A 24,172-nucleotide genomic window follows, 5' to 3' on the forward strand; every position below is an offset into this window, starting at 1 on the left:
TCGCGCTTATTCGAAAATCGCTAACGCTTCCGCAGGGCATCCCCTTGACGTAAAACAGAGAGTCCGAAAGCTAGCTCGGCATCCATGCCGAGACTCACGCAATTTATTCCAACGCCCCGCGGCAACTTCGCAGGGGATAGATGAACTTCTGCTGCTTTAGTGTTGCCTCTAGCCATGCAAAGCAAATCGAGTAATCTTTACTACCAATTTTAGAAATTTAACTATGGGTAGCTTGTTAAACCTTTTAAACACTACGCCACGCGGCTCTTACCTCTGCAAATTCATTTGTTGTCCCACTAATTTGACGCCAATAATCAATCACTGATGTAGATTTGATCTCAAGATTTGGCAAATGGACAGCAAACTCAGAAGCTAATGTCACAACCGCTTCCCTTAACTCTATTTTTTCATTGAAAGTGAGGTTTAAACGCTCACTGTCATAAGAACTTTCATCCTTTAATCGTTCGATAAGTTTTAAGGCTGCAAATTGCAGTTTCGGTGGCAATTTTTCTTTCATCTCACGTACTAACCAAATAACAACCCACAGGCTTTGAATTAAAGTTTTACTGCGATCCCAAAGGAGAATCTGGCATAGTAGCAGCACTGCTTCTGATTGAAGCCCTTTCAAATCTTTCTGGATAATCAGCAATATGGCCATTAAAGCATCAACTACCTTCTCGTAATCTGCACTCTGGATCGCATCGGTTATTTGCGCTAATAAAAACGCAGAGTCAATATCAACAACATGACAGCAAGACGCTTGAGCTTCCAACGTATTTAATTTTTGATCTCGCATTTCGTCGAGTAGTCTTAATAAATCCTTTTTTGTTGTGCTTGAAGCTCTGTTATTAAGAGTTGGTCCTATAACAATGGCTAACACCGCTGAAATCCGCTGCAATCTGGAATGAAACTCCTTATCCCCACCAAAAATACTGGATTCTCTAGGTTTAGAATTTCGTTCACTCTCCAGCCTGTGCTTGTCAGAGTCCCACCAATTCGATAATTGCTTTAAAAGCTTATTGGCCTCTTTAATAGTCCAAAACGGCTTTCCTTTTCTTTCGACTGAAGTTAACTGCACAGAGCCGAGCAATTCATCAATCGCCACTGAACGGCCATTTGTTAAAGTAACGCTGGTTTCTCCAGATTTTTGAATAGGGAATACAAGCGAACTGAGGTAAGTCCTATACAGTCGCTCTTGCTCTACTGTTGAAGGTAGATATTTTAGAAAAACAAATTTGTAGAACAGCTCGCACTTGGGCAATCCAAATGGATCTGCCTGCTTCCAACATGCCTCTGCAAACTGCTCAATTTGGTTTTCGGATAAAGCACCAATCTCAAGCAAAAACAGAAGAGTACTTACAGTCCAATCTCTCAAACTTGAATCGTCTGAAGCCACATCTCGTAGCAAATAATCAATTTCAGGTTGGATTTCAGTCAAGTCAGTGGTGGGAATTCCTTGTCTTCTCGTTAGCCCTAAAATCTGAAACAAAGCTGGAAATTCATTCTTGGTTCGCAAATTTAAATCTCTAGGCGGCTTAATTTTGAGAATGTCAGGTAGAAATTGAGAAAGCTCAGTGTCTGTAAGTGAATCCAGTAATCGCTTAGATAAGTTCTTCACCCCGCCATAATTTGCCTTATGTGATGATTGATAGATGAAATCTATCAAAGACAGTATCTCAGATTTCGATGCTGCACTGCACTTGCAACATAACCGTGAAATAACCTCGGGCAGAATTAAAGCCAGATTCTGCTCAAAGGTCTTTTTCTCTAACGTATGATCTGATGAACTGGGCTGATAACTTTTCAGAATCTTTATAAAACGTAAGATCAGTTGATCGCAGTACTCAACCGTTAATCGAAACACAGATTCCCGATTGAAAAGCTCATCAACCACTTTTGGTTCTCCAGACCTCAACATGGTAATTAGCGCCCAAGTTGATGAGTACTTCGCGATACGGGGAAGTGTTGCGATAAATGTGTTTTTAACGAACGTCGTATTTGATACACGACATGGTAAACCAATATCCTCAGCAAACCGCAAAAACGCATAGGCATTCAGCGCATCTAAGTCATCGGTTCCAAAATTTGATGAGGTATTTTTTCTACCCAGATCGAAAGCATCCTTTTCAACTACTTGCTGCTGGATATCGACAGGTTTTCCCAACATTAACTCAAACAACTTCAGTTCCGCCCAAGGGTCACAACAAACAGCTTTTAGTTCATCCCATCGTTGATTGCGATGCTTTTCGTTTAACTCTGTTTGTTCATTTCGGTCACTGCGTTCTCTCCATCCAAGCAAAGCCTCTGGTATCCATCTGCAATGAACCATTTGATAAGCCTCATCTGATTCTGACTGATAAGAAACTCCAGCTATTGTATTCTTTGCTTGCTCTTTGGTATCGAAAAGCGCTTGCAGTAGGCCATCACCGAGTTCAAAACTTTTATCCTGCATCGTTAATTGGTAAAGCAAACCTAATTCGGCTGCTGCACAAAAACGAATACTTTGCCAATACGGCTTTGACAACGCAGGCTGCCATAGCGCTAGTTGCTCTCGGGCGCCACTAAAATTCAGCTGGAAGAACTGAAACAAGTAACTTTGATATTGCAAAAACTCTCTTTGCTCATCAGAAAGGTAATTGCGAAGTGAATCAAGCGAAGTGTGTAGGATTTGCCAATTGTCTTGTTGATCATCTTCCCGATAAAAACGCAGCAAAGCACAGGCAAGTTCTAACCATGCGACCCGAATCGCTGGCCAATCCAAATACTGAAATTCTGGGAGTTCTTGGGTTACTTCATAATCTGTTGGATATAACGTTGAAGGAAATGGCCAATACTTTTTCAATACAGCTTCAACTTTCTGAGTAATATCGTCAAAAAGTGGCAATAAACATCGGTCTAAACGCCAAACCAATTCAAATAAAAACAGTAGGTCATTACCACTTTTAGTACTTTTGGCATCTTCGGTAAAATCAACTTTAGCCCAAGAACGAGTGCAACTTAAAAGATTTTCTCTCTTACTTTGAGGTAACACACGCCAACCCGGATATGCCAAGCGCTGAGAGCTCCAAGCAGCAATTCTGCTTGTAAAATCACTCTCTTTGACAAGAAAATTCTCTGGTCTAGTGTAATCCGGTTTAGGCCAATCCAAGCTATATGGATTACGGCCTTTCATGAAATTGAAAAAACGCTCAATGGCTGCTGCGTGATCACCCACCGCAAAACCGTTGCAAAGAGTCATATCAACAACAATTATCTGTCTCTTGGCCAACACTGCCTGTTGGGCTACAGATATTTTACCAGTCGCAATTAGATAAATCGGTTGGCATTGTTCGCTGCCAAGCTGGTCACGAATCCAGCCTATCCAATGCAGAAAGTTTGGATCGTCTCCTGAAAAGCCAATCAAACAGAGGGTGTTCTCTAATAGAGCCTGCCGAACTGTATTTACAAAAGGCGCTCGTTTTTGCGGATATTGACGGTAATCTTCTTCAGTAATAACAAAAGGACGATGACTTGGGAAACTACCATGTAATTTGATGATTCGTGGTTTCTTTTGATAAGACAAATCATCTTGGTGAAAAACTGTAGAGTAACGACGACTGATTACCTTTCTTTGTGCTCGCTCGAGTAACGTATCGTAATTAGTGGTAAGGACGTCTGCCCAAGGTAATTCTAAGAGCGTTTCATGCAACACTGATGGGTCTACAGTGTTATCGGGAATATGTTGCATTAAAACCGCATCGAGCGCTGGACGCTTTATTACGGCTTCTGCATCTTCAGCCACTTTTAATAAGCTTAGATAGGATTTTTCGTTCGTATCAGGCCTTCTGCCGTGAGCTTTTTCAAAGAGAATGTCACCCAATTCAAACCAACTTGGATACTTGGCACTGGCGTTTTTGCTAAAACCTGCACCTACCATGACAACCGCTCTGTCACTCCAAAGCCGTACTGCGATCTGCTCCAAATGCGCTCTAATCGTTTCAGGAAAGTTGTCTTGCTTGTTTTTAGCCATTTGCGAACACCATTTTGAGGATAATGGATAAGAAATTAAAAAGATCGGACTGACACTTTATGCCTTAACAATCGACTAATAACACCTGAGCCAAAGGAATACACCATCACCTCAGAGTTGCCGCAGGGCGAATAGACAAATTGCGTGAGTCTCGGAATGGATGCCGAGCTAGCTTTCGCAGGTGCAGGGACGCATCCTTCGGAAGCGATAGCAAATTTGGCAATGAGCACAAGGGGCTTTCAACTCCGTTGGGGCGTCTTGGCTGATGTGAAAACAATAGGCAAGGAGGATAGGACGAGCAGTCCTCCTTGGTCGGCTCTTGTTTAAAAATCAGGGGTGAAGCCCCACGACTTTGATTTATGGTAAAAATTTCGACTACTTTATTTCGAAAGTACCAATTCACCAGAGTCATACACCCTATCAAATTCTGCTTTGGCATCGGCTTTATGGTTTAGGCAGTTAACCATATGTTCATCTGACTTATAGTTTTTGCAGTCTTCGGGGACGATATAGTATTTGCGCCATGCTTCGGCTTTACGTATGCGTGCAGCTTCGTTTTGTTGTGCTATTCGTCGTTGTTCCGCAGCCCGCTGAATTGCAATTTGTTGCTGTTGGTATTCAGCAAGCTGACGCTCTTTTACAGCTTGTTGATGAGCTTTTTCTCGCTGTTGCTGCTGTAGCGCGATTTCGTTTATTTCTTGCTTAACCCGATATTCGACATAGCTTAGATAGCCAATTCGAACTAACAAAGTAACCAAGCTCGCTAGCAAAATCCCTAAGGTAATTTGTAAAACTGATTTCATTCCAAAATCCATTTCTATTCTGAACAGCTCTTTTTATCAGAAAACATAAATACTACGGGATACACCCGAATTGGCATTGTTGCACCAGTGACCTTCTAAAACATGGATGTTTTAGTAGAGCCTACAAGGACGTATGCACGGCGTGTCACTGGTGTAACAGTGCAAAAGCCTGCGGCAGGCAATTAGCTACACTGATAATTGGCAGCGATAACATTGCCAATTCGCGACGCCCAGCAAAGCAGCACTATCAAAACGTTTTAGCTTTGTCGTTCGACAAAGCTTCCCATAGCTACCGCACTTGGCTAACGATCATTAGCCAATCATGGTAAGGGCTGGATTGTTCAGGAGGCGTTTCTAGCGAAATAAAGATACATCTTCCTGATGCAAGTGAACTGAATCGAGGTCACGATTAAGTTTCATCCTTGTTAAAAACCTAAGATAACGTTGTGCTTAACATCTGTCTACCACTTTCACATTACAAATTAAGTAGTTAAGTGATACCTAATTTGGGCACTTAGCTTTTAAAAACAAGCTTACAACTATATAGCCTAAGGAATACACCATCCCCTCGGAGTTGCCGCAGGGCATTTGCGTTCGTTGCGTGAGCGAGGCATCGATGCCGAGATAGCGTCAGTCGAATCAGGGACGAGCGTCTGACGCGATAGCATAAGAACGCTTAATGCCCAAGGGGTTTTCAACTCCGTTGGGGCGTCTTGGAGCATCCAAGGAGGATAGGACGAGCAGTCCTCCTCCTTGGTCGACTCTTGTTTAAAAATCAGGGGGGTGAAGCCCCACGACTTTGATTCACCTCGGCCGTAAGGCCGCAATTAACAGATAACAGCAATAACATTGCTAATTCACACCACCAAGCGAACCAGCAATATCATCGGGTGTGGGGTGAAGCCCCACGACTTTAAACATATCTCGGCCGAAAGGCCGCAGCAAATGTGCCCCCACATCCCAAAATTCCCTTTTGCAATTCGGCAACCCCTAACCTTGTAGGTATTTCCCAAAGAAATCCAAGGTTCTTGCCCATGCGAGCTCGGCGGTTGGCTCATCGTAGCGGGCGGTGGAATCATTATGAAAACCATGATTCACATTGGGATAGAGGTAGGCAATATACTCGGCCTTGTTAGCCTTTAATTGGGTTTCGTACTCGGCCCAAGTGTCATTAATCCGCTGATCTAACGCGGCAAATTGCAACATCAGCGGGCCTGTGACTCGGCTGCGTAGCTCTGTTGCCGCGGGGGTGCCATAAAAAGGCACGCCAGCAGCGAGTTCGTCGGGAATACTGGCGGCGAGCATATTGACTATATAGCCGCCAAAGCAGAAACCGACGGCGCCGAGTTTACCATTACACTGGGGATGCACCTTTAAAAAGCGCGCGGCGGCGATAAAGTCCTGCTCGATTTTGGCTCTGTCGAGGCTGGCTTGCATGGCGCGGCCCGCATCGTCATTACCGGGATAGCCGCCGAGGCTATAAAGCGCATCGGGAGCGAAGGCGATATAGCCCTTGGCCGCTAAGCGGCGGGCAACATCTTCGATATAGGGATTCAGGCCACGGTTTTCATGTACCACTAACACCACTGCGGCCTTTTTAGTGGGGTCCAAGGTCTTAGGATCGCCCGCCTCTTTGCCGGGAATAAGCATGGAAGTTGGCATCACTAAATAGCCGCGCCCTTCGCCATAGCCCTCGGGGGAGGGAAACTTCACATAACTGGCTTGAATGCTGGGATCGTTAAAGGAGACTTGTTCGGCTAAGGCGTAGTTGGGCATGAGTGCGCCAGTGAGCGTTGTCATGGTAAAGCCCAGTGCCACAAGGCCAGCGAGGCGAGCCATAAACTCGCGGCGGTCGATGATGCCGTGGGCATATTCATCGTACCAATCAAAGGCCTCCTGCGGGATAGGTTGAGCAGCTGGCGCGTTATTGTCGGACTTGGGTTGTGGGCTCATCGTTCTTTCTCCATTGAACAAGCTACCACAGGTTTATCTTCCCTAGCTTGTGAGTTATCTAGCGGCGTTAACAAGAGTAAAGGATGAAGCCTTATCAGGGCAATCGGCTTTCTCGCCTTAGGCTGAAGTTCATCAGCCAAACTTACTACTGATCTTGCTCCCAAATTGGCATGAGCTTTTTATTCCCTAGGGGATTTTTTGTGTATAATGTCGCCAATTTTTAGATTAATAGATTTACATTTCAACAACATAAGTTGCCAATGGAGTTCAAATGGCTATAGGGATATGCAGGGTAATTTGTACCAGTCTCACGCTCACCTTGGGATTAACGGCGTGCGATAGCGCTGGCTCCAATAAATCGGGGGGCATCCCCAGCGCACGCGAATATCAGGTAATTTCGACCCTCAGTATCAATGATGGTATCGAAACCCAAAAGCACATGCAGGGGCGCGTGCTACTGAATTACCAGTTGCAGGATGCTCAGGGTAGAGCGACTAGCTTAACCACTCCATTAACCAATAATGCCCACTTCTTCGTTCAGCCGAGCCTGATGCAATTAAGCGATCGCGGCCTGCCTATTCCGATCAGTAATATCGATCCGAAAAACAGCGGCAAAGAACTCACCTCCATCATTCAAGCGGGCTTTAATCTCGAGCTGAAAAATGGTGACAACAATCGGCTTACGCCCGTTACTAAGATAGGGGATAAGGATATTGCCGAGCTGTTTAACCGCTGGACGAGCCTTAAGTCCCTACTTGAGCAATCGCCTACCCTGCCCGTGCAGCTTGAGCCCCGCGTAGGTTATAGCACCAGCGCCCCCATGGATGAGCGGTTAATCTGGACGGTTGAACAAGTGAGCGACGATAGCTTGCTGGCCGTGTTACAGACTAAACAGCAACAGGGCGAAAACAGTCATCTTAAGGTCTACGGTAAGTTCGAGCTTAACCGTAAAACCGGTTGGTTAGAGAGCATGGCGCTGTTTAAACAGGATGAACAGCGGGGGAAAACCTTTGTCCAGCGCATCATTATGGCACCTAAGGATCGCCCCGATGTGATGAGCCTGCTTTGGTATGCCGATGACAACTACGATGCCGAGCGGGATATAGATGATAAGCAAAAAGAGCTTTATCCCATCAGCGATGTGCCGCGGGAATACAAGCCTATCGACAAGGCATTTATCCAATCACTATTAGCTGATCATCAAGGGATTATTGATAATATTGGCGACTGGGGCAGCGATACTCCAGAGGAGATCCAACTGCGCTTTGTGCATGCCATGAGTCCGCAATATGTGGTCGGCAACATGCGCTATGAGGACATCACCGCCTTTGATGAGAGCGGAAAAGCGTTAAATCTCGACTTCTGGCAACACAGCACGGGGGCGGCGGTCAATTTCAGCCGCAACATTGAGTCGTCGACCAATATTATCGCCACGGGTTGGGATAACACCGCCGATAAACTCAAGCGGATAAGTTATATCAACGCTAAGCTCACCTTAGTTCCCGAGGCGAATAGCATCATCGATAAATCCTGGGACGAACTGCTCGCTACGCCCTATACCTTTGGCGATGCCAGCCTCACGATTCAGCCCCTAGATGCCAACGCTAAGCTATTTAAAGTAGTCATCAAGCAGAGCGACAGCCACAAGATCCACTTAGGTCTTCAGCAGTTAACAGGCAAAATGGCCTATGCCAGCCCCGAATCAGCATATCCTAAGTGGCTCACCCTGACCGATAAAGAACTGCTAACGGAATTGACCAGTGCCAATGATAGTCATCCGCTGACCACCAACGCACTGCTGCTTAAGTTAGACGAAATCCCAAAAAGCCTAGTGCTAGTAACGAGTCAACCCCAACCTGAGCTCAGCCAAAGCAAGCAGATCCGTTTTGTTCCCGAAGCCGAGTACAACCAAAATCTTGCCAATCCCCTGAGCGAGTTTGGCAGCGTCAGCATCGGCGACCCCTTCTCGGATAAGCTGGCCTCGTCCAAGCCAGAAATCAGTGCGGTGAAAGATATAAAAACGGCAACTGAAAATGGCCACAACTTGTATATCCCCATGTCTGCCGCGTTAGCGACGGCCTGTAAGCCCGAAATAGAACAAGGCTTTAATGAAGGCACACAGAAGGTGGCTTGGCAGTTTGTGCCCAATGGGCCCGAAGGCGCGGCTTACCATTTGATGACACCCGACCGCGTGCGCCAGTACTTCTACGATAAGCGCATTCAAGGCACTATCCATTGCAAAGGCGATATCCACTGGCAAACCTTGCCGCAATCTGTCACCGAGCGTCCTTGGTTAATCGATTTGCAAACCTGGCTGACCGATACGGGGTATGGCAAGGAGCCGAGCAAAGATTTACCCAATTACATTAGAGTCGAGAATGCTCAAGGCAAGCCACTAACGATTCGTTTGCCCGAAGAGACTGAGTATAGGATTGATGAGGTGCTGTTAGATGGCCGCTATTTAAGTGTCACAGGCGCCGCCGCTAAGGTGAGTTATATGACTATCTCCCAAGAAGCCGTCGATATTCCCTATGAATTCACCTTTAAACCTTTGCCTTAAGGAGCGGTTATGCGTCCATTTACTGTAAAACTGCTCCTAGGAGCACTCGCCCTCATCAGTACCCATGCCAATGCGGAAAAGGTATTACTCGATGCCAATTGGAATGTCATCAAGGATGAAAAAAAGGCTCTGTACTATTTTGAGCAACCCGTTGATCAAACTGATGGTTACTACAAGATCGAGGTTTACTACAAAGAGAAGAATAGGCTTTTCTGCTCAACGGCCATTGCCGATAAAAATATTGGTAAGGCACTCACTAGCGAGCAATTTCGCGGGCCTTATCAATGTCACTTCGACGATGGAACTCCCTACGAACAGGGCTTTCGTAACGCACAAGGTCAGCTCGATGGCGTCATCAAAAAGTACATTGCCACGGGTCAATTGTATACTGAGTCGCACTATGAAAATGGTGTAAAACAAGGCCAAGAAACGGGTTATTGGAATGGCGGCAATATCCGCAACAAAACCACCTATAAAGATGGCCAAGCCGTCGGTATCAGCGAAAATTTTAGTCCCGAAGGTGAAGTCACCGCCAAAATCTGCCATGACCCCACCTGCGTCAGCCAATATTTTAATCTAGGTAAACTCAACCGAGAGGAACATAAGGTTGATGGCCTACTGCAAGGCACAGAGACCACTTGGGGGCTGAATGGGCAAGTCATCTCGACCCAAGAGTGGTTTAAAGATAAAAAACACGGCGACTATTTTAGCTATTTTGACAATGGCAAGGTAGAGGAGCACTTCCAGTATCAACAGAATTATAAGGTCGGTGAGCAGCTTACTTATTTTGAAAATGGCCAGCTCAAATTAAAGGAAGTGACCAACGATAAGGGCGACGTCATCCAGTCCATCGAATACGATGACAAGGGTGTGATAAAACGCACCGCCGACAGCAAATACCAAGGTAATCGCTGGGTTTATCGCAAACAGCAGCGCTATCGCGACGGCCAATTGATTGAGACTCAAGAAGAGGACAAACTCAAAAACGGGTCGCTCTCTGAAACCTTCAAACAAGGCTTGTTAATCGAGCGTCAGGAGCTACTCAATAAGCAATTGAATGGCTTACAAATCAAATCCTTTGACTACAACGATGTCATCACCCTCACCCGTGAATATTATCAGGCGGGTAAGCGTGAAGGCGCCTATGAGACGGTGAAAATTGAGCCTGCCACGGGTAAAAGTCAGCTGGTAGAGCAAGGCCAGTATGCCAAGGATAAACAAGCAGGCACTTGGAAGAAATTTCAAGATGACGCCACCATCACCTATAGTCACGATGATAATGGCCAGCTCCACGGTGAATACCTCAACAAGACCAACTCAGGCCAGTTGCTTGAATCCATGCACTTTAAACATGGCAAACCCGATGGTTTAGTCCAGCGTTACGCCAGTAATGGCCAAGTGTACGAAAAAGGCGAATACCTTAATGAACTGCGCCAAGGCGATTGGGTATTCACCGATAACGAATTCCAATATCGCCCAAGGCCGAATCCTGAAAGACGCTCTTGGCATGGTCGCTTCAACAAGGGTAAGCAAGTCGGCCACTGGGAACTGCGTACAGTCGAGGATTATGTGCTTGAAATTGCTAACTATGACGACCAAGGTAACTTGCATGGTAAGCAATACCAGTTTGAGAATAATGGCTCGATACAGGTGATTAATCATTACAATCACGGCCAGTTTTTAAATCAGGAAACACCGCCGCCCGTCTTACCCGTTGAAGATAGCGTGTTTCCTTTTTATTAACGAAAGCAGGTGGCGTTAAGCTGTTTAGCTTAACGCCAATCGCGTAAACTAATTCGCCGTGTACTCGGCCAAAGTGCACAGCATCAACATAGTGTAAACGTAGGATTCTTATACTGGCCGCCCATTGCGCGGCCCTAAGATCCACAGCAAGGGATCAGCATGTACAACTCGCCATTTCGCTTTATTAGCCTTGCCATTGCCGGGATCAGCCTAGTCGGCGTCCATGCACAGGCGGCGCAAAATCTCTCCTCCATGATGGTCGAAATTCGCCAGCAGGACGGTATTCCCAGCTATTACAATCTCGCCACGGGCATGCCCTTAAATGGTGATATCGCCATCGTTCGCGACAACCAAGGTTATACCTTAGGGCAATTTTCGCAGGGGATACCGAATGGGAAATGGCAGGTTTTTCATAGTAATAACAGCAGAATTGTCGAAGGTAACTATCAACTCGGTTACCAAGATGGCACCTGGCGACTGTTCGACTTAGATGGCGCCATGACCGAGGAGCAGCAATTTGCCAAGGGGGTTCCGGTTGGCGAATGGAAGGAATTTAACGCCACGGGCAATGTTACCCAAAGCACCCTCTATAAAAATGGCCAAAAGTCCCAAGTAAAACGATTCTTCCCGAGTGGCAAATTACAGGCGCAGGAAAGCTACCTCGATAACCTTCGCCACGGTAAATGGGAAAGCTTTTATGAGAACGGCACTCTATCCCAAAGCCAAACCTACGCTAATAACCAACTCTCTGGCCCCTACCTCGAGCAAAATGCCGAGGGTCAAGTCGTTGTAAGCGGCCGCTTCGATGCCGACGGTCGCCGCCAAGGTTTATGGGAAACCTTCTTCGACGATGGCACTAAGGCCAGTGCCAGCCAATTTACTCTCGATAAACTCGAGGGTGAAGAACGCACCTTTTATCCCAGTGGCGAACTGGCAAGCCTGTGCCACTATCAGGCCGGGCTTCGCCACGGTAAATGCCAGCAATTCAATGAACTGGGAAAACTCCAAGTGGAGGAGCAATACCTCAACGATGTACTAGAGGGACGCCAGCAATACTTTAACCTTGAGGGTGTACTGACCAGCGATTTGAACTACAAGCAGGATATGCTCGCCGGCACGCAAAAGTATTTCCACGCCAACGGCCAACTGAAAGAGCTGCGAACCTATCAGGACTCGCAACTGGCCGATAATGGTCAATACCCCTTGCATGGCCCCTCTGAGCGCTATGATGCGGACGGTAATCTTATCGAAAAAAGCAGCTACAACATGGGCTTAAAAGATGGATTATTTGAACGCTATAACGGCGGTAAACTGCAAACCGCAGAGGTATGGAAGCTAGGTCAAAGAGACGGAGAATTCCGTCGTTACCACACCAATGGCCAGCTCCGCAGCTTAGATGTGTATGTCGATGGCAAACTCACTGGCCGCTCCGAATCCTACTATGAGGATGGCTCGGTGAATGAACGCGGTGAGCGCATCGAAGGCGCGTGGGTCGGTAAATACGAATCCTTGTACGACAATGGTAAGCCAAGAGAACTCGCCCACTATGCCCGCACGAAAGCGGATAACAGCAATAGCTATCCCCTCGATGGCCACTTTAGTCGTTGGTACTACAATGGCGATCTCAATGAGGAAGGGAATTATCAAAACGGCGTTAAAGAGGGACTGTGGATCCAGTATCAGCAGGGGCAAAAACAAAAAGAACAGACCTTTGTTAACGGCAAACTCAATGGCGACTATGCCGAATATTACCAAGGTCGACGCCGCGTCACTGGCCAATATGAGGATAATCAAAAAACCGGTCTCTGGATTGATTACCGCTACGAAGCCAAAGACCCAACCTACGGCGCGATCCCCGAGGGCAATATCAGCCAGAAAACCCATTGGAAGGATAATAAACGTAACGGCACTAGCGAGTACTACAGCTTTAAACAAGTGGTTTATCGTTTAGAAACCTATGATAACAATGATAAAACGGGCACCTATGCCGAATATTATCCTAATAATGGCCAGCTAAAACTGAGCGGCACTATGGATAAAGGTAAGCAAACGGGACTGTGGGAAAGCTGGTATGAGGATGGCATTTTAGCCGCCAGCAGCGAGTTTTTAGATAACCAACAACATGGCAGCAGCAAAGAGTATTACAGCAATGGCCAGCTCAAACTCGAAGCCCAATACACTAAAGGCGAACTCGACGGCGAGCGCAGGGAATACCACCAAAATGGTAAACCTAAACTGAGTGAAACTTGGTTTAAGGGTCAGAAGGAAGGCGATGCCAGCTATTACCACACCAATGGCAAACTCGCCGAACAAGGCACTTATCTTAAGGATCGCAGGGAAGGCTTATGGCAGCAATTTTGGCCCAGTGGCGAAAAACGCAGTGAAGGCAGCTATATCGCCGACCGCCAAGCAGGGGATTGGAGCCACTACGATCAGCTCGGTAAGTTGATTAATACCGAGCATTTCTAATAGCTTACCGTTTCGATTCAACCCTCAGTGTTTAAAGATTGCTGAAGCTGCCTGTTTACGGTCAGCTTCAGCAATCACCTTAGACTGTTATTTATGCTGTATGCGCCTTTCGCGTCGGCCGTAGCAGGCTCCCAAGCAATAATCCACAGCCTAAACCGCCAAGGTGCGCGGCATTATCCACGCCGCCAAAGAGCCCCATCACAAGACTGGCAGAGACGAATAGGGCCAGATTCAGGGCGAGTGGCATATTGTCCGCCAAAGGCAATAAGCCCAACCATATCCAGATAATCAACACGCCAAATAGCCCCATGATGGCGCCCGAGGCTCCGATACTGATCGTCGCCTCGTACCAGCCTATGCTGGCTAGGCTCGCCACTAAGCCACAGCACACATAGACTCCGAGCAAACGCCATTTACCCAACAACGGCTCCAAAAACATCCCCGCAAAAAACAGCCCATATAAATTAAAAACCAAATGCATCAGGCCGCCATGCAAAAACACATTACTGAGTAAACGCCAAACTTGCTGCTCAAGCACCAACTGCCGAAGGTTCGCGCCCCAATCGAGTAACACACTGTTTGGAAAAGCGATAAAGTGTTGACTGGCAAAGGCCATCAATACAAATATCAAGCTGTTGATATAGAACAAGATAGGCGTGATAACAAAGCCCTGCCGAGGTTTAAATTCGGCTAAAAAGCCATACAGCTCCGCCTTAGGTTTTTCTAGGCTTAGCTGTGCCGCCTTAGACGCCTGCGTCTCATCCAGCTTTAACATCAGACTCATCAACAACCACAGAATGGCCCCAAAGCTTAACCAAGTGATAATCCACGCCAGTTTATGGCCATTACGCGCCTCGAAGGGTTGATTCACTGGCATCAAGACGGTTTGATACCCCTCGAAGTAGACTGAGCTTTTTTGGGCTGCGGAGAGTAACTGAGTGTAACGGCTTGACGGGCCGATACGGTCAAGATAGACAAAGTCATCAGGATTTAAAGCATTAAACTCTTGCTGGCTATGATGAATAAACTCTTGAAATAGCGCTTCTTTCTCCTGTTGTTCGAGTCGATTACTGATCGTTTTCTCATAAACTTTGCCATACCATGCCAAGGCCTTAGCACCGACCCGCCAACTCTCGTTACGTTTAGCGAAAATTGGCATCGCAATATACAGGCTCATGCGCAGCTCACTGTTGCCCTTGCCTATGGGCTCAATATTGCGCTGCACCCCTATATGTTTTTTGTCGATATAAAACTGATTTAATTGGTAATACTTGGTCTGCGGCTGATGCAATAGTGCATTGATGGACTCGAGTTGAGTCAACTTGCCCGTTGCGCTATTAAGGTATTCCTGCGCCACGATAGTGGGTACGGCCAGCAACAGCACGGCAATCACAAAATAGATAAAACGGCTATTACTCTTGGTAAAGCGGAATAACTTAAGCCTCGGCCTTAAATAGAAAAACAGCAAGGGCCAAGGCAATATCAGCGGCAGCCAGAAATTGATAATCGATTCGTCAATGCTCAGCAGTTGGAACTCGATAATCAACAACCAATGGAGCAAGCTGTAACCTGAGACAAATAGCAGGCAGAGCAGTATAAAGGGCACATAGATCAACTGGAGTTTTTTTAAGATTAACGCCACACGCATATCATCCTTGAAAGAAAAATCCCGCCAATGATACGGGGTATCGCCACACAACGCACCCTTAGCGGGATGATTGATTGGTTTTATACCAATCAATCCTCTACAACAAAAGTACTAGAAAAATGACAACAAAAAGGCCAGAACAATTCTGGCCTTTTTGTTGAGTGGATAAGCAATTAATGCCTGCTTAGGTCTCGCTGACTTTGGCAAACTGCTGCTGGCTACGCTGCTTTTTATACTGCTTAGCTTCGGCAGGGATAGGAGTCACTTTGCCTGTTTCTAACCAGTTACGTAAACGGTTGGCATCCGCCATATGGGTGTATTTTCCATAGGCATCGAGCACCACAAAGGCCACTTGGCGTTTAGCCATTTCGGTACGCATTACTAAACAATGGCCTGCTTCATTGGTAAAGCCAGTTTTAGTGAGGTGAATGTTCCAGTTATCTTTGTAAACCAAACGGTTAGTGTTTCTAAAGTCAAGGCTGTACTTAGGTTTGCCAAAGGTGACGGTTTTCTTTTCGGTCGAGCTTAACTGACCTAACATGGGGTAGCCTTCACTGGCCTTGAGTAACACCACTAGATCGCGGGCACTCGAAACGTTTTTCTCTGACAGCCCAGTCGGCTCCACATAACGAGTATTCTTCATGCCTAGGGCTTTTGCCTTAGCGTTCATCGCCTTAATAAAGGCCTTATGACCACCAGGATAATGGTGGGCAAGACTCGCCGCCGCACGGTTTTCTGATGACATTAATGTCAGCAATAACATATCTTTACGGCTAATTTCACTGCCGATACGCACTCGAGAGTAGACACCGCGCATTTCCTTAGTATCGTTGATATTGATGGCAAGCTTTTCATCCATAGGCAACTTAGCATCTAAGGTCACCATGGCGGTCATCAGCTTAGTCACAGAGGCAATGGGCCTTACGGCATCTGGATTACTGGAATAGAGAATTTCGTTGGTTTTTAGATCCACCACCAGCGCACTATTGGCGGCCACTTCCTGCTGTTTTGCAGGGGCTTTTTTCGCCGTGGCGGTGCTTTTTGTAGTGACAGAGGCCGAATCGGCAGAATGCGCTGTCGCGGCAACAGTTAAACTGCTGCATACCAAGATAAAACTACCAAGCAGAGAAGGGATCTTCATGTAGATTTCACTGAGTCGTTAAATAAGTCGAATGTGCTACGCACAAGGTTGAAGCTAAGTATAAGAGGTCTGTGGAAAAAGGAATAGAATCCCCATCGACTTTTATCAGTAATATCAGCACTTTTTACATTAAAAAATTAATGCAAAATAACAGCGTAAAACATTAGCATAAATGAATAACTAAGCAGCGCGATCCATGACCACAATCGTCAGTAGTGACTAAACCTATAAAATCGCTTTTTTATAGTGAAATGATTCAAAAGCTTTGCAAGTAAAAATATCACAGCCATAAAAAAACCAGCCATTAGGCTGGTTTTTTATTACTCGCTCATGCACTTGGTGTTGAATCAACACCTAACAGGCTTAGGCCTGTGGGCGCATCGCTGGGAACAGGATCACGTCACGGATAGTATGAGTGTTAGTGAATAGCATCACTAAACGGTCGATACCGATGCCTTGACCCGCTGTTGGTGGTAAACCGTGTTCCAGTGCAGTGATGTAGTCTGCATCGTAGAACATGGCTTCGTCGTCACCCGCATCTTTTGCATCAACCTGCGCCTTAAAGCGGCTGTCTTGGTCTTCAGCATCGTTTAACTCGCTGAAACCGTTAGCCACTTCACGGCCACCGATGAAGAATTCAAAACGGTCGGTGATGAAGTGATTGTCATCGTTACGACGTGCCAGTGGCGAAATGTCCGCTGGGTAGCCAGTGATGAAAGTCGGTTGCATTAACTGCCATTCAGCGGTTTCACCGAAGATTTCTTCTAATAGCTGACCACAGGTCCAAAACTTCTCGATCTTGATGCCTAGGCTGATCGCCAGTTCACGCATGAATTCAAGATCTTTCACTTGCTCATAGGTCATGGCTTGGATAGTTGCGTTGTCAGGATTGTACTTCTGAATCGCTTCTAACATGCTTAAACGGGCATATGGGCCACCGAAATCAACAGTGTGCTCGCCATATGGCATTTGCGCGCTGCCTAACAGTTCAATCGCGATAGAGCTTAACAGTTCTTCGGTTAAGTCCATCAGATCTTTGTAGTCTGCATAGGCCATATAGAATTCCATCATAGTGAATTCTGGGTTATGACGTGGCGACAGACCTTCGTTACGGAAGTTACGGTTGATTTCGAACACACGCTCAAAACCACCGACCACTAAACGCTTGAGGTATAACTCTGGCGCGATACGCAGGTACATTGGCATGTCCAGCGCATTGTGGTGAGTGATAAATGGACGGGCTGAAGCGCCGCCTGGGATCACGTGCATCATTGGGGTTTCAACTTCCATGAACTCTTTTTTGATCATGAAGTTACGGATAGCAGCAACCACTTTTGAACGCATAACGAAGGCTTGACGAGATTCTTCGTTAACGATTAAGTCCACATAACGTTGGCGGTAACGAGTTTCTTGGTCGGTCAGGCCGTGAAATTTTTCTGGCAGAGGACGCAGTGCTTTGGTCAGCAGTTGGTACTCTTCCATGTTCACGTACAGATCGCCTTTACCAGACAAGTGCAACTGACCAGTTACGCCGATGATGTCACCGATATCCAGACCTTGGTATTTATCCTTCAGATCCGCTTGAACGCCCTTTTCAGCGTAAGCTTGGATACGACCAGACACGTCTTGGATCACGAGGAATGGGCCACGTTTTGCCATGATACGGCCAGCGATGCTGGTTTTAAAACCTAAGGCTTCGAGTTCTTCCTTAGTGTTTTGACCGTATTTTTCCTGCAACTCAGCCGCTTTGTGGGTGCGACGGAAAGTATTAGGGTGAGCATTAGCACTGCAGTTCGGGCGAATGCTTTCTAGCTTGGCACGACGCTCGGCAATCAGTTTGTTTTCATCTTGTACTTGTTCAGTCATCTTATTTCTCGTCTATACCTTTGAATTAATTACAGCCCTGATTTCAAACTGGCTTCGATAAACTTGTCCAGATCGCCATCGAGTACCGCTTGGGTATTGCGCGTCTCCACGCTAGTGCGTAAGTCTTTAATACGGGAATCATCTAATACATAAGAACGGATCTGGCTGCCCCAACCGATGTCAGACTTGGCATCTTCGGCGGCTTGCTTTTCCGCATTTTGCTTATGCATTTCTAATTCGAACAGTTTGGCTTTTAACTGTTTCATCGCCGAATCTTTGTTCTTGTGCTGTGAACGGTCGTTCTGGCACTGCACTACCGTGTTGGTCGGTAAGTGGGTAATACGTACCGCAGATTCGGTTCGGTTAACGTGCTGACCACCCGCTCCCGAGGCGCGGTATACGTCGATACGTAAGTCAGCAGGATTGATGTCGATGGTGATATCGTCATCAATCTCGGGGTAAACGAATACCGAGCAGAAAGAGGTATGGCGACGACCCGATGAGTCGAATGGCGATTTACGCACTAAACGATGCACGCCCGTCTCGGTACGTAACCAACCGAAAGCATACTCACCGGTAAATTTAATGGTCGCGCCCTTAATGCCGGCGACGTCACCGTCGGTAACTTCCATCAGCTCAGGGCTGAATCCGTGTGCTTCGCCCCAACGCAGGTACATACGCAGTACCATGTTGGCCCAGTCTTGTGCCTCAGTACCGCCACTGCCCGATTGAATGTCTAAGTAACAATCGGAGGCATCATGTTGACCAGAGAACATACGGCGGAATTCGAGTTCGGCCAAACGGCGCTCTAAATAATCCAGCTCTTTGGTGGTTTCATTGAAGGTATCTTCGTCTTCTTCTTCGATGGCAAGCTCTAGCAGACCTTCAACGTCTTCTAGACCGGCGTCCATATCATCGATAGTTTTGACAACGGCTTCGAGGCTGGCGCGCTCTTTACCTAGGGCTTGAGCACGTTCTGGCTCGTTCCACACCTCAGAACTTTCAAGTTCACGGCTGACTTCTTCTAGACGCTCATGCTTAGCATCGTAGTCAAAGATACCCCCTAAGAAGCTGCGTACGCTCGGCAAGCTCCTTAATTTTGAATTTTACTGGATTAACTTCAAACATGGATTTTCAACTTCGCTTTATTTTTGCCGTTTCAATGGATTTTCCATCAAAGGAGGCGGCGATTAACAGTATTTGCAACCGCGCATTTTAACCTAACAACGGCTGTAAACCTAGGGCGTGTTGACACTTCAGGGCGATTTTATCAGCCTAAAAAGCACCGCTGGCGCCAGCAGATTAACAGACAAAGCCCTGTTAAGACTGTGATCCTACATGAAATAACCCGTTTAACGCCTCGTTCAAACATAAATTTGAGCAAGCTAAACAGTGATAATCACTAAAAACCTCAAAGGATTAAGCAAGATACAGATAAATCAAATGCAAAACACCAAGCAAATCACAACTTTCCACCAGCAAACCTTCATCAGCGCACAGTCTGACACGGGTTTGTGATGACAGCGGCAATTTAGCGTCAAACTTCCCCCGCCCATAAGCGTCTTCTAAAGCGCTCTAGTTATACTCAAACCCACCTTAAGCCTGCCGCTTTACGCCAATGCAGCAAGCACCCTACAAATATAAAAGGCCTTGGGATGATAGAACTTAACATCGACAATCACAGCGTCACGGCCGAGCCGAGCGAAACCCTACTACAGGCGGCCCGTAAGGCGGGCATTGCCATTCCGAGTCTGTGCGAACCAACGGATGCGACACGGCAATTGGGCGCAGCTCCTAACGCCGATAAACAGGACTGCAACCTCTGCCTAGTGCAAATCGAAAACACCAATGCCAGCCTGCGCTGTGTTAAAGCCTGTGAAACGCCCGCCGAAGCGGGCATGAAGGTCATCACCCAATCGGCATATTTAACCAAACAGCGCCAAGCTGCACTGAGCACGATTTTAAGTGACCACTTTGCCGATTGTGAGGCGCCCTGCCAGCAGGCCTGCCCCGCGGGCGTGGATGTGCAAACTTACCTGTACCACATTGCCCAAGGTGACCACACCCAAGCGATTAAAGTCATTAAAGACACCCTGCCGCTGCCGCTGTCGATTGGCCGAGTCTGCCCCGCATTTTGCGAGACGGAATGCCGCCGCGGCCTCGTCGATGACCCTATAGCTATTCGTCAACTTAAGCGCCACGCCGCCGATTTAGACTTGGCCGACGATGAACAAGGCGGCAGTTATCAACCACCACGCCTCGCTGATACGGGCAAGAAAATTGCCATTATTGGCGCGGGCCCCGCAGGCTTAAGTGCCGGTTATTACCTGTCAAACCAAGGGCATCATGTTGAGATTTTTGAAGCTATGCCCAAGGCGGGCGGCTGGCTGCGCTATGGGATCCCCGAATACCGTTTACCTAAGTCGATTCTCGATAAAGAAATCGCGCTGCTGTGCCGCAATGGGTTAACCATTCATACGGATACTCGCCTCGGCCATGAAATTCATTTATCCCAACTGGTCGCCGATTTCGATGCGGTGTGCCTCGCCATCGGCGCCCAAAAGGCGGTGCCGATGAACTATAAAGGCTCAGAACTTACGGGCAGTTACCTTGGGGTAGATTTTCTTAAGGATCATTGCCTCGACAAACAATTGAAGTTGGGCAAAAAAGTCGCCGTGATTGGTGGCGGCAACACCGCCATCGACTGCGCCCGCACCGCCGTGCGCGAAGGCTGCGATGTCACCTTAATCTACCGCCGTACCCGCGCCGAAATGCCCGCCGAAGCTTACGAAGTACATGAGGCCGAGGTTGAAGGCGTCAAATTCCACTTCTTAACCAATCCCATTGAAAATCATAGCGATGCCAATGGACAGGTAGAAGCTGTCACCTTCAGCAAAATGGCGCTCGGCGAAGCCGATGCCTCGGGCAGACGCGCGCCCGTGGACACAGGGGAAACCTTTAGCGAGGCCTTCGATACCGTTATCGCCGCCGTCTCCCAAGCGCCAGATCTGAGTTTTATGCAGGATCCTTTAGGGCAACTCAGCCATGGCGAACTGGCGCTGAGCCGCTGGAACACCCTGATAGGCTGCGAGCAAACCATGTCATCGGGGGTAGAAAAACTGTTTGTTATGGGCGATGCCCGCCGCGGCCCAGCGACTGCCGTAGCCGCGATTGGCGATGGCCGTAAAGCGGCCATCGCTATTGATAAGATGCTAAAAATTGGCCTTAGCTGCGATTTACATGCCCATGAGTTTAACTCGGTCAAAACCATTCCAAGCGCCCTCATTCCAAACGCCCTAAAGCAAACCGAAACAAGCTCAAAAGCAGGGTCAACGCTTTATCCCCATACGCCGCGTCAGCCCCGCTTGAAGATGCCCGAACTCACGGCGCTGCAACGGCTACTGAATTACAGTGAAGTCGAGTTAGGTTTTCCCGCCGATGCCGCCATGCAAGAGGCGGCTCGTTGCCTCGAGTGCGCCTGTCAGGCCAATACTGACTGTAAGCTTAGGGATTACGCCACGGATTATGGTGTCGAGGCCAAAAGCTTAGCCACTGAAAATGCGCGACGTTTCAGTGTTGATAAGAGCGCACCCTTTATTCAATTCGATGCTAATCGCTGTATTAGCTGCGGTAAGTGCGTCGATGTGTGTCAGCAGCAGAGTGGCCACTGCGCCATCCAATTTAGCCAAGATTCCTACCAGGCGCTGCCGCAGGAAATGACTCAACACATGGAGCGCCGTGCGCCGAGAGTCGGCTTTAGTGCGAGCATGGCCGATAGCCAGTGTGTTCAATGTGGTAACTGTGTACAGGTTTGTCCGACGGGCGCACTGGTCGATGCCCGGGATAAACGCCAAGGCGATAGCACAGAGTTAAAAACCGCATCGACGATTTGTACTTACTGCGGCGTGGGCTGTCGCCTCGACCTTAAAATCGACTCCAACGCCAATCGCATTCGTCATATCGAAGGCAATAAGGACTCGGTCGTTAACCAAGGCATGCTGTGTGTTAAGGGACGTTTTGGCTTCGATTTTATTCACAGCGACAAACGTCTCACTACGCCACTGATCCGTAAAAACGGCGAGCTGCAACCGAGTAGCTGGCCCGAAGCCATCGCCTATGTGGCAAAACGCTTAACCGAGATAAAACAAAAAGATGGCAGCAATGCCCTCGCCAGTCTCGCCTCAGCTAAGGCCACCAACGAAGATAACTTTGTGCTACAAAAGTTCGTTCGCAGTGTTCTTGGCACCAACAATATCGATCACTGCGCCCGCCTATGCCACTCATCGACGGTAACAGGCTTGCAGCAGAGTATTGGTAGCGGCGCAATGACCAATGATATTCCGAGCATCAAGGACTCGGACGTCATCTTTATCTTAGGTTCAGACACCACCTGCGCCCATCCGATTATCGCCTCGAAAATTCAGCAGGCGGTGATGCAGCACGGCGCGCGTTTGCTGGTTGCCGATCCGAAACGCGTTGGCATTGCCGAAAAGGCCGAGCTGTATGTCGCCCACAGACCGGGGACGGATGTGATGCTGCTCAACGCCATTATGGCGGAGATTATTCGCAACGATTGGCAGGATAAAGCCTATATCGCCCAGCGTACCGAAGGCATTGAGGCCCTCTATGCGGAGTTAGCCAAGGAGGATTACTCCCTCGAAAACGCGGCGTTAATAACGGGCGTAAAGGCCGAAGACATTGCCCGCCTCGCGCGTACCATAGGCACGGCGCAAAAGACCGCAGTTTACTACGCCATGGGAATCACTCAGCATACGACTGGGCACGATAACGTCACGGCCATCTCTAATTTGCAGCTACTTTGCGGCAATATTGGTGTGTCTGGCGCGGGGATTAACCCACTTCGCGGCCAGAGCAATGTCCAAGGTGCCTGCGATATGGGCGCACTGCCCAACTATTTTACCGGTTACCAAAAGGTCACGGATATTCATGCCAGAATGCGCTTTGAAGACCACTGGCAAACGCCGTTATCGGGAGAGATTGGCGTCACCGCAACCCATATGATGCATGATATTGCCAAGGGCAACATTAAAGCCTTGTATGTGATGGGCGAGAATCCCGTGCTCAGCGATCCCGACCAAGCCCATGTACTTAATGCATTGAGCAAAATCGAGTTTCTGGTGGTGCAGGATATCTTTTTAACCGAGACTGCCGAGCTTGCCCATGTGGTCTTGCCCGCCGCCGCATTCGTGGAAAAACGCGGTCACTTTACCAATACCGAGCGTCGGGTGCAGCGACTCGAGCAAGCGCTCGCCTCACCGGGTGAAGCCTTGCCCGATTGGCAGATAGTGCAAGCGGTCGCTAATGCCATGGGCGCTAACTGGGATTATGCCAACGAAGAAGCTATCTGGGGCGAGATCAACGAGCTCACCCCGCAGTATCGCGGTATTCGCTGGGACAGATTAAGTGCCAATGCAGAAGGTCGAATCTCCCAAGGGATTCAATGGCCCTGTCCGGATGAAACCCATCCCGGGACGCCGATTATGCACCAAAGCCAATTCACTCGAGGCTTAGGCTTATTTACCCCCGTTAGTTATCGCCTACCTGCCGAAATGCCCTGCAACGAGTATCCGCTGACGCTGTCGACGGGACGGCTATTGGAGCAATTCCACACGGGCACACTCACCCGTAAAACACCTGGGCTGGATCTACTCGGCGCGCCTAAGGTGATGATTTCTGTCTATGATGCGGAGCTACTGGGGATCCATAACGGCGATAAACTTCGCCTCACCACCCGCCGCGGTGAGATTGAAATCGATGCCTTTGTGACTAAACGCGCCCAAGCGGGCGTGCTGTTCCTGCCGTTCCATTTTGTGGAAGCAGCGGCCAATAAACTCACCATCAATGCGCTCGACCCTGTGGCTTATATTCCCGAATATAAGGTCTGTGCGGTCAGGGCTGAAAAGGTGACTGCAATCAAGAGTGAACCAGCTTAGGGCTGCATAAAAAGCATAAAATTTAA

11 protein-coding genes are annotated in these 24,172 nt (G+C 48.0%); 4 read left to right on the plus strand and 7 right to left on the minus strand.

The annotated features are described in order from the left end of the window. Nucleotides 1-244: 244 nt before the first annotated feature. The 3 genes from N5E87_RS16695 to N5E87_RS16705 all read right to left on the minus strand — a co-directional run bounded on the left by N5E87_RS16695 (nt 245) and on the right by N5E87_RS16705 (nt 6,765). The gene (locus tag N5E87_RS16695; RefSeq protein WP_279775450.1) at nt 245-4,009 is read right to left on the minus strand and encodes an SIR2 family protein; all 3,765 of its coding nucleotides are present in this window, start codon (nt 4,007-4,009) and stop codon (nt 245-247) included. Between the two features lie 380 nt (nt 4,010-4,389). Next, nucleotides 4,390-4,812, minus strand: coding sequence for a hypothetical protein (locus tag N5E87_RS16700; protein WP_279775451.1), 423 nt, complete (start codon nt 4,810-4,812; stop codon nt 4,390-4,392). Between the two features lie 990 nt (nt 4,813-5,802). Further along, nucleotides 5,803-6,765, minus strand: a complete 963-nt coding sequence (locus N5E87_RS16705; RefSeq protein ID WP_279775452.1) for a dienelactone hydrolase family protein — start codon at nt 6,763-6,765, stop codon at nt 5,803-5,805. Between the two features lie 271 nt (nt 6,766-7,036). Between N5E87_RS16705 and N5E87_RS16710 the strand changes: the two genes are divergently transcribed. The 3 genes from N5E87_RS16710 to N5E87_RS16720 all read left to right on the plus strand — a co-directional run bounded on the left by N5E87_RS16710 (nt 7,037) and on the right by N5E87_RS16720 (nt 13,537). After that, nucleotides 7,037-9,325, plus strand: a complete 2,289-nt coding sequence (locus N5E87_RS16710; RefSeq protein ID WP_279775453.1) for a hypothetical protein — start codon at nt 7,037-7,039, stop codon at nt 9,323-9,325. 9 nt (nt 9,326-9,334) lie between these two features. Then, nucleotides 9,335-11,068, plus strand: coding sequence for a hypothetical protein (locus tag N5E87_RS16715; RefSeq protein WP_279775454.1), 1,734 nt, complete (start codon nt 9,335-9,337; stop codon nt 11,066-11,068). Nucleotides 11,069-11,227: 159 nt separating this feature from the next. Continuing rightward, the gene (locus N5E87_RS16720) at nt 11,228-13,537 is read left to right on the plus strand and encodes a hypothetical protein (protein ID WP_279775455.1); all 2,310 of its coding nucleotides are present in this window, start codon (nt 11,228-11,230) and stop codon (nt 13,535-13,537) included. A 91-nt stretch (nt 13,538-13,628) separates the two neighbouring features. On the opposite strand, the gene N5E87_RS16725 is transcribed toward N5E87_RS16720, so the two are convergent. The 4 genes from N5E87_RS16725 to prfB form a co-directional block, all read right to left on the minus strand. Next, on the minus strand, nt 13,629-15,185 hold the full coding sequence (locus tag N5E87_RS16725) for a rhomboid family intramembrane serine protease (RefSeq protein WP_279775457.1): 1,557 nt from the start codon (nt 15,183-15,185) through the stop codon (nt 13,629-13,631). Nucleotides 15,186-15,369: 184 nt separating this feature from the next. Then, nucleotides 15,370-16,326 carry a D-alanyl-D-alanine endopeptidase gene (gene pbpG, locus N5E87_RS16730; protein WP_011621623.1) on the minus strand — a complete coding sequence of 319 codons (957 nt, stop codon included), beginning with the start codon at nt 16,324-16,326 and terminating at the stop codon, nt 15,370-15,372. A gap of 363 nt (nt 16,327-16,689) precedes the next feature. Beyond that, the gene (gene lysS / locus N5E87_RS16735) at nt 16,690-18,192 is read right to left on the minus strand and encodes a lysine--tRNA ligase (protein WP_086902673.1); all 1,503 of its coding nucleotides are present in this window, start codon (nt 18,190-18,192) and stop codon (nt 16,690-16,692) included. 29 nt (nt 18,193-18,221) lie between these two features. Next, nucleotides 18,222-19,320, minus strand: a protein-coding gene (gene prfB, locus N5E87_RS16740) for a peptide chain release factor 2 (RefSeq protein WP_279775458.1) whose coding sequence is annotated in 2 segments (ribosomal slippage) — nt 18,222-19,244 and nt 19,246-19,320 — 1,098 coding nt in all. Because the reading frame shifts where the segments join, the coding sequence is not laid out codon by codon here. A 527-nt stretch (nt 19,321-19,847) separates the two neighbouring features. On the opposite strand from prfB, the gene fdhF reads away from it, so the two are divergent. Beyond that, nucleotides 19,848-24,146 (plus strand): formate dehydrogenase subunit alpha, encoded by a 4,299-nt coding sequence (gene fdhF, locus N5E87_RS16745; RefSeq protein ID WP_279775459.1) that lies wholly within the window; start codon nt 19,848-19,850, stop codon nt 24,144-24,146. Nucleotides 24,147-24,172 lie beyond the last annotated feature (26 nt).

Origin of the sequence: Shewanella sp. GD03713, from assembly GCF_029843705.1 — a bacterium.
Classification (GTDB): domain Bacteria; phylum Pseudomonadota; class Gammaproteobacteria; order Enterobacterales; family Shewanellaceae; genus Shewanella.

Coding starts and splice junctions, on each gene's coding strand:
- N5E87_RS16700 (WP_279775451.1), bottom strand. CDS start 4,812: ATGAAATCAGTTTTACAAATTACCTTAGGGATTTTGCTAGCGAGCTTG.
- N5E87_RS16705 (WP_279775452.1), bottom strand. CDS start 6,765: ATGAGCCCACAACCCAAGTCCGACAATAACGCGCCAGCTGCTCAACCT.
- fdhF (WP_279775459.1), top strand. CDS start 19,848: ATGATAGAACTTAACATCGACAATCACAGCGTCACGGCCGAGCCGAGC.
- lysS (WP_086902673.1), bottom strand. CDS start 18,192: ATGACTGAACAAGTACAAGATGAAAACAAACTGATTGCCGAGCGTCGT.
- N5E87_RS16720 (WP_279775455.1), top strand. CDS start 11,228: ATGTACAACTCGCCATTTCGCTTTATTAGCCTTGCCATTGCCGGGATC.
- N5E87_RS16695 (WP_279775450.1), bottom strand. CDS start 4,009: ATGGCTAAAAACAAGCAAGACAACTTTCCTGAAACGATTAGAGCGCAT.
- N5E87_RS16725 (WP_279775457.1), bottom strand. CDS start 15,185: ATGCGTGTGGCGTTAATCTTAAAAAAACTCCAGTTGATCTATGTGCCC.
- N5E87_RS16715 (WP_279775454.1), top strand. CDS start 9,335: ATGCGTCCATTTACTGTAAAACTGCTCCTAGGAGCACTCGCCCTCATC.
- N5E87_RS16710 (WP_279775453.1), top strand. CDS start 7,037: ATGGCTATAGGGATATGCAGGGTAATTTGTACCAGTCTCACGCTCACC.
- pbpG (WP_011621623.1), bottom strand. CDS start 16,326: ATGAAGATCCCTTCTCTGCTTGGTAGTTTTATCTTGGTATGCAGCAGT.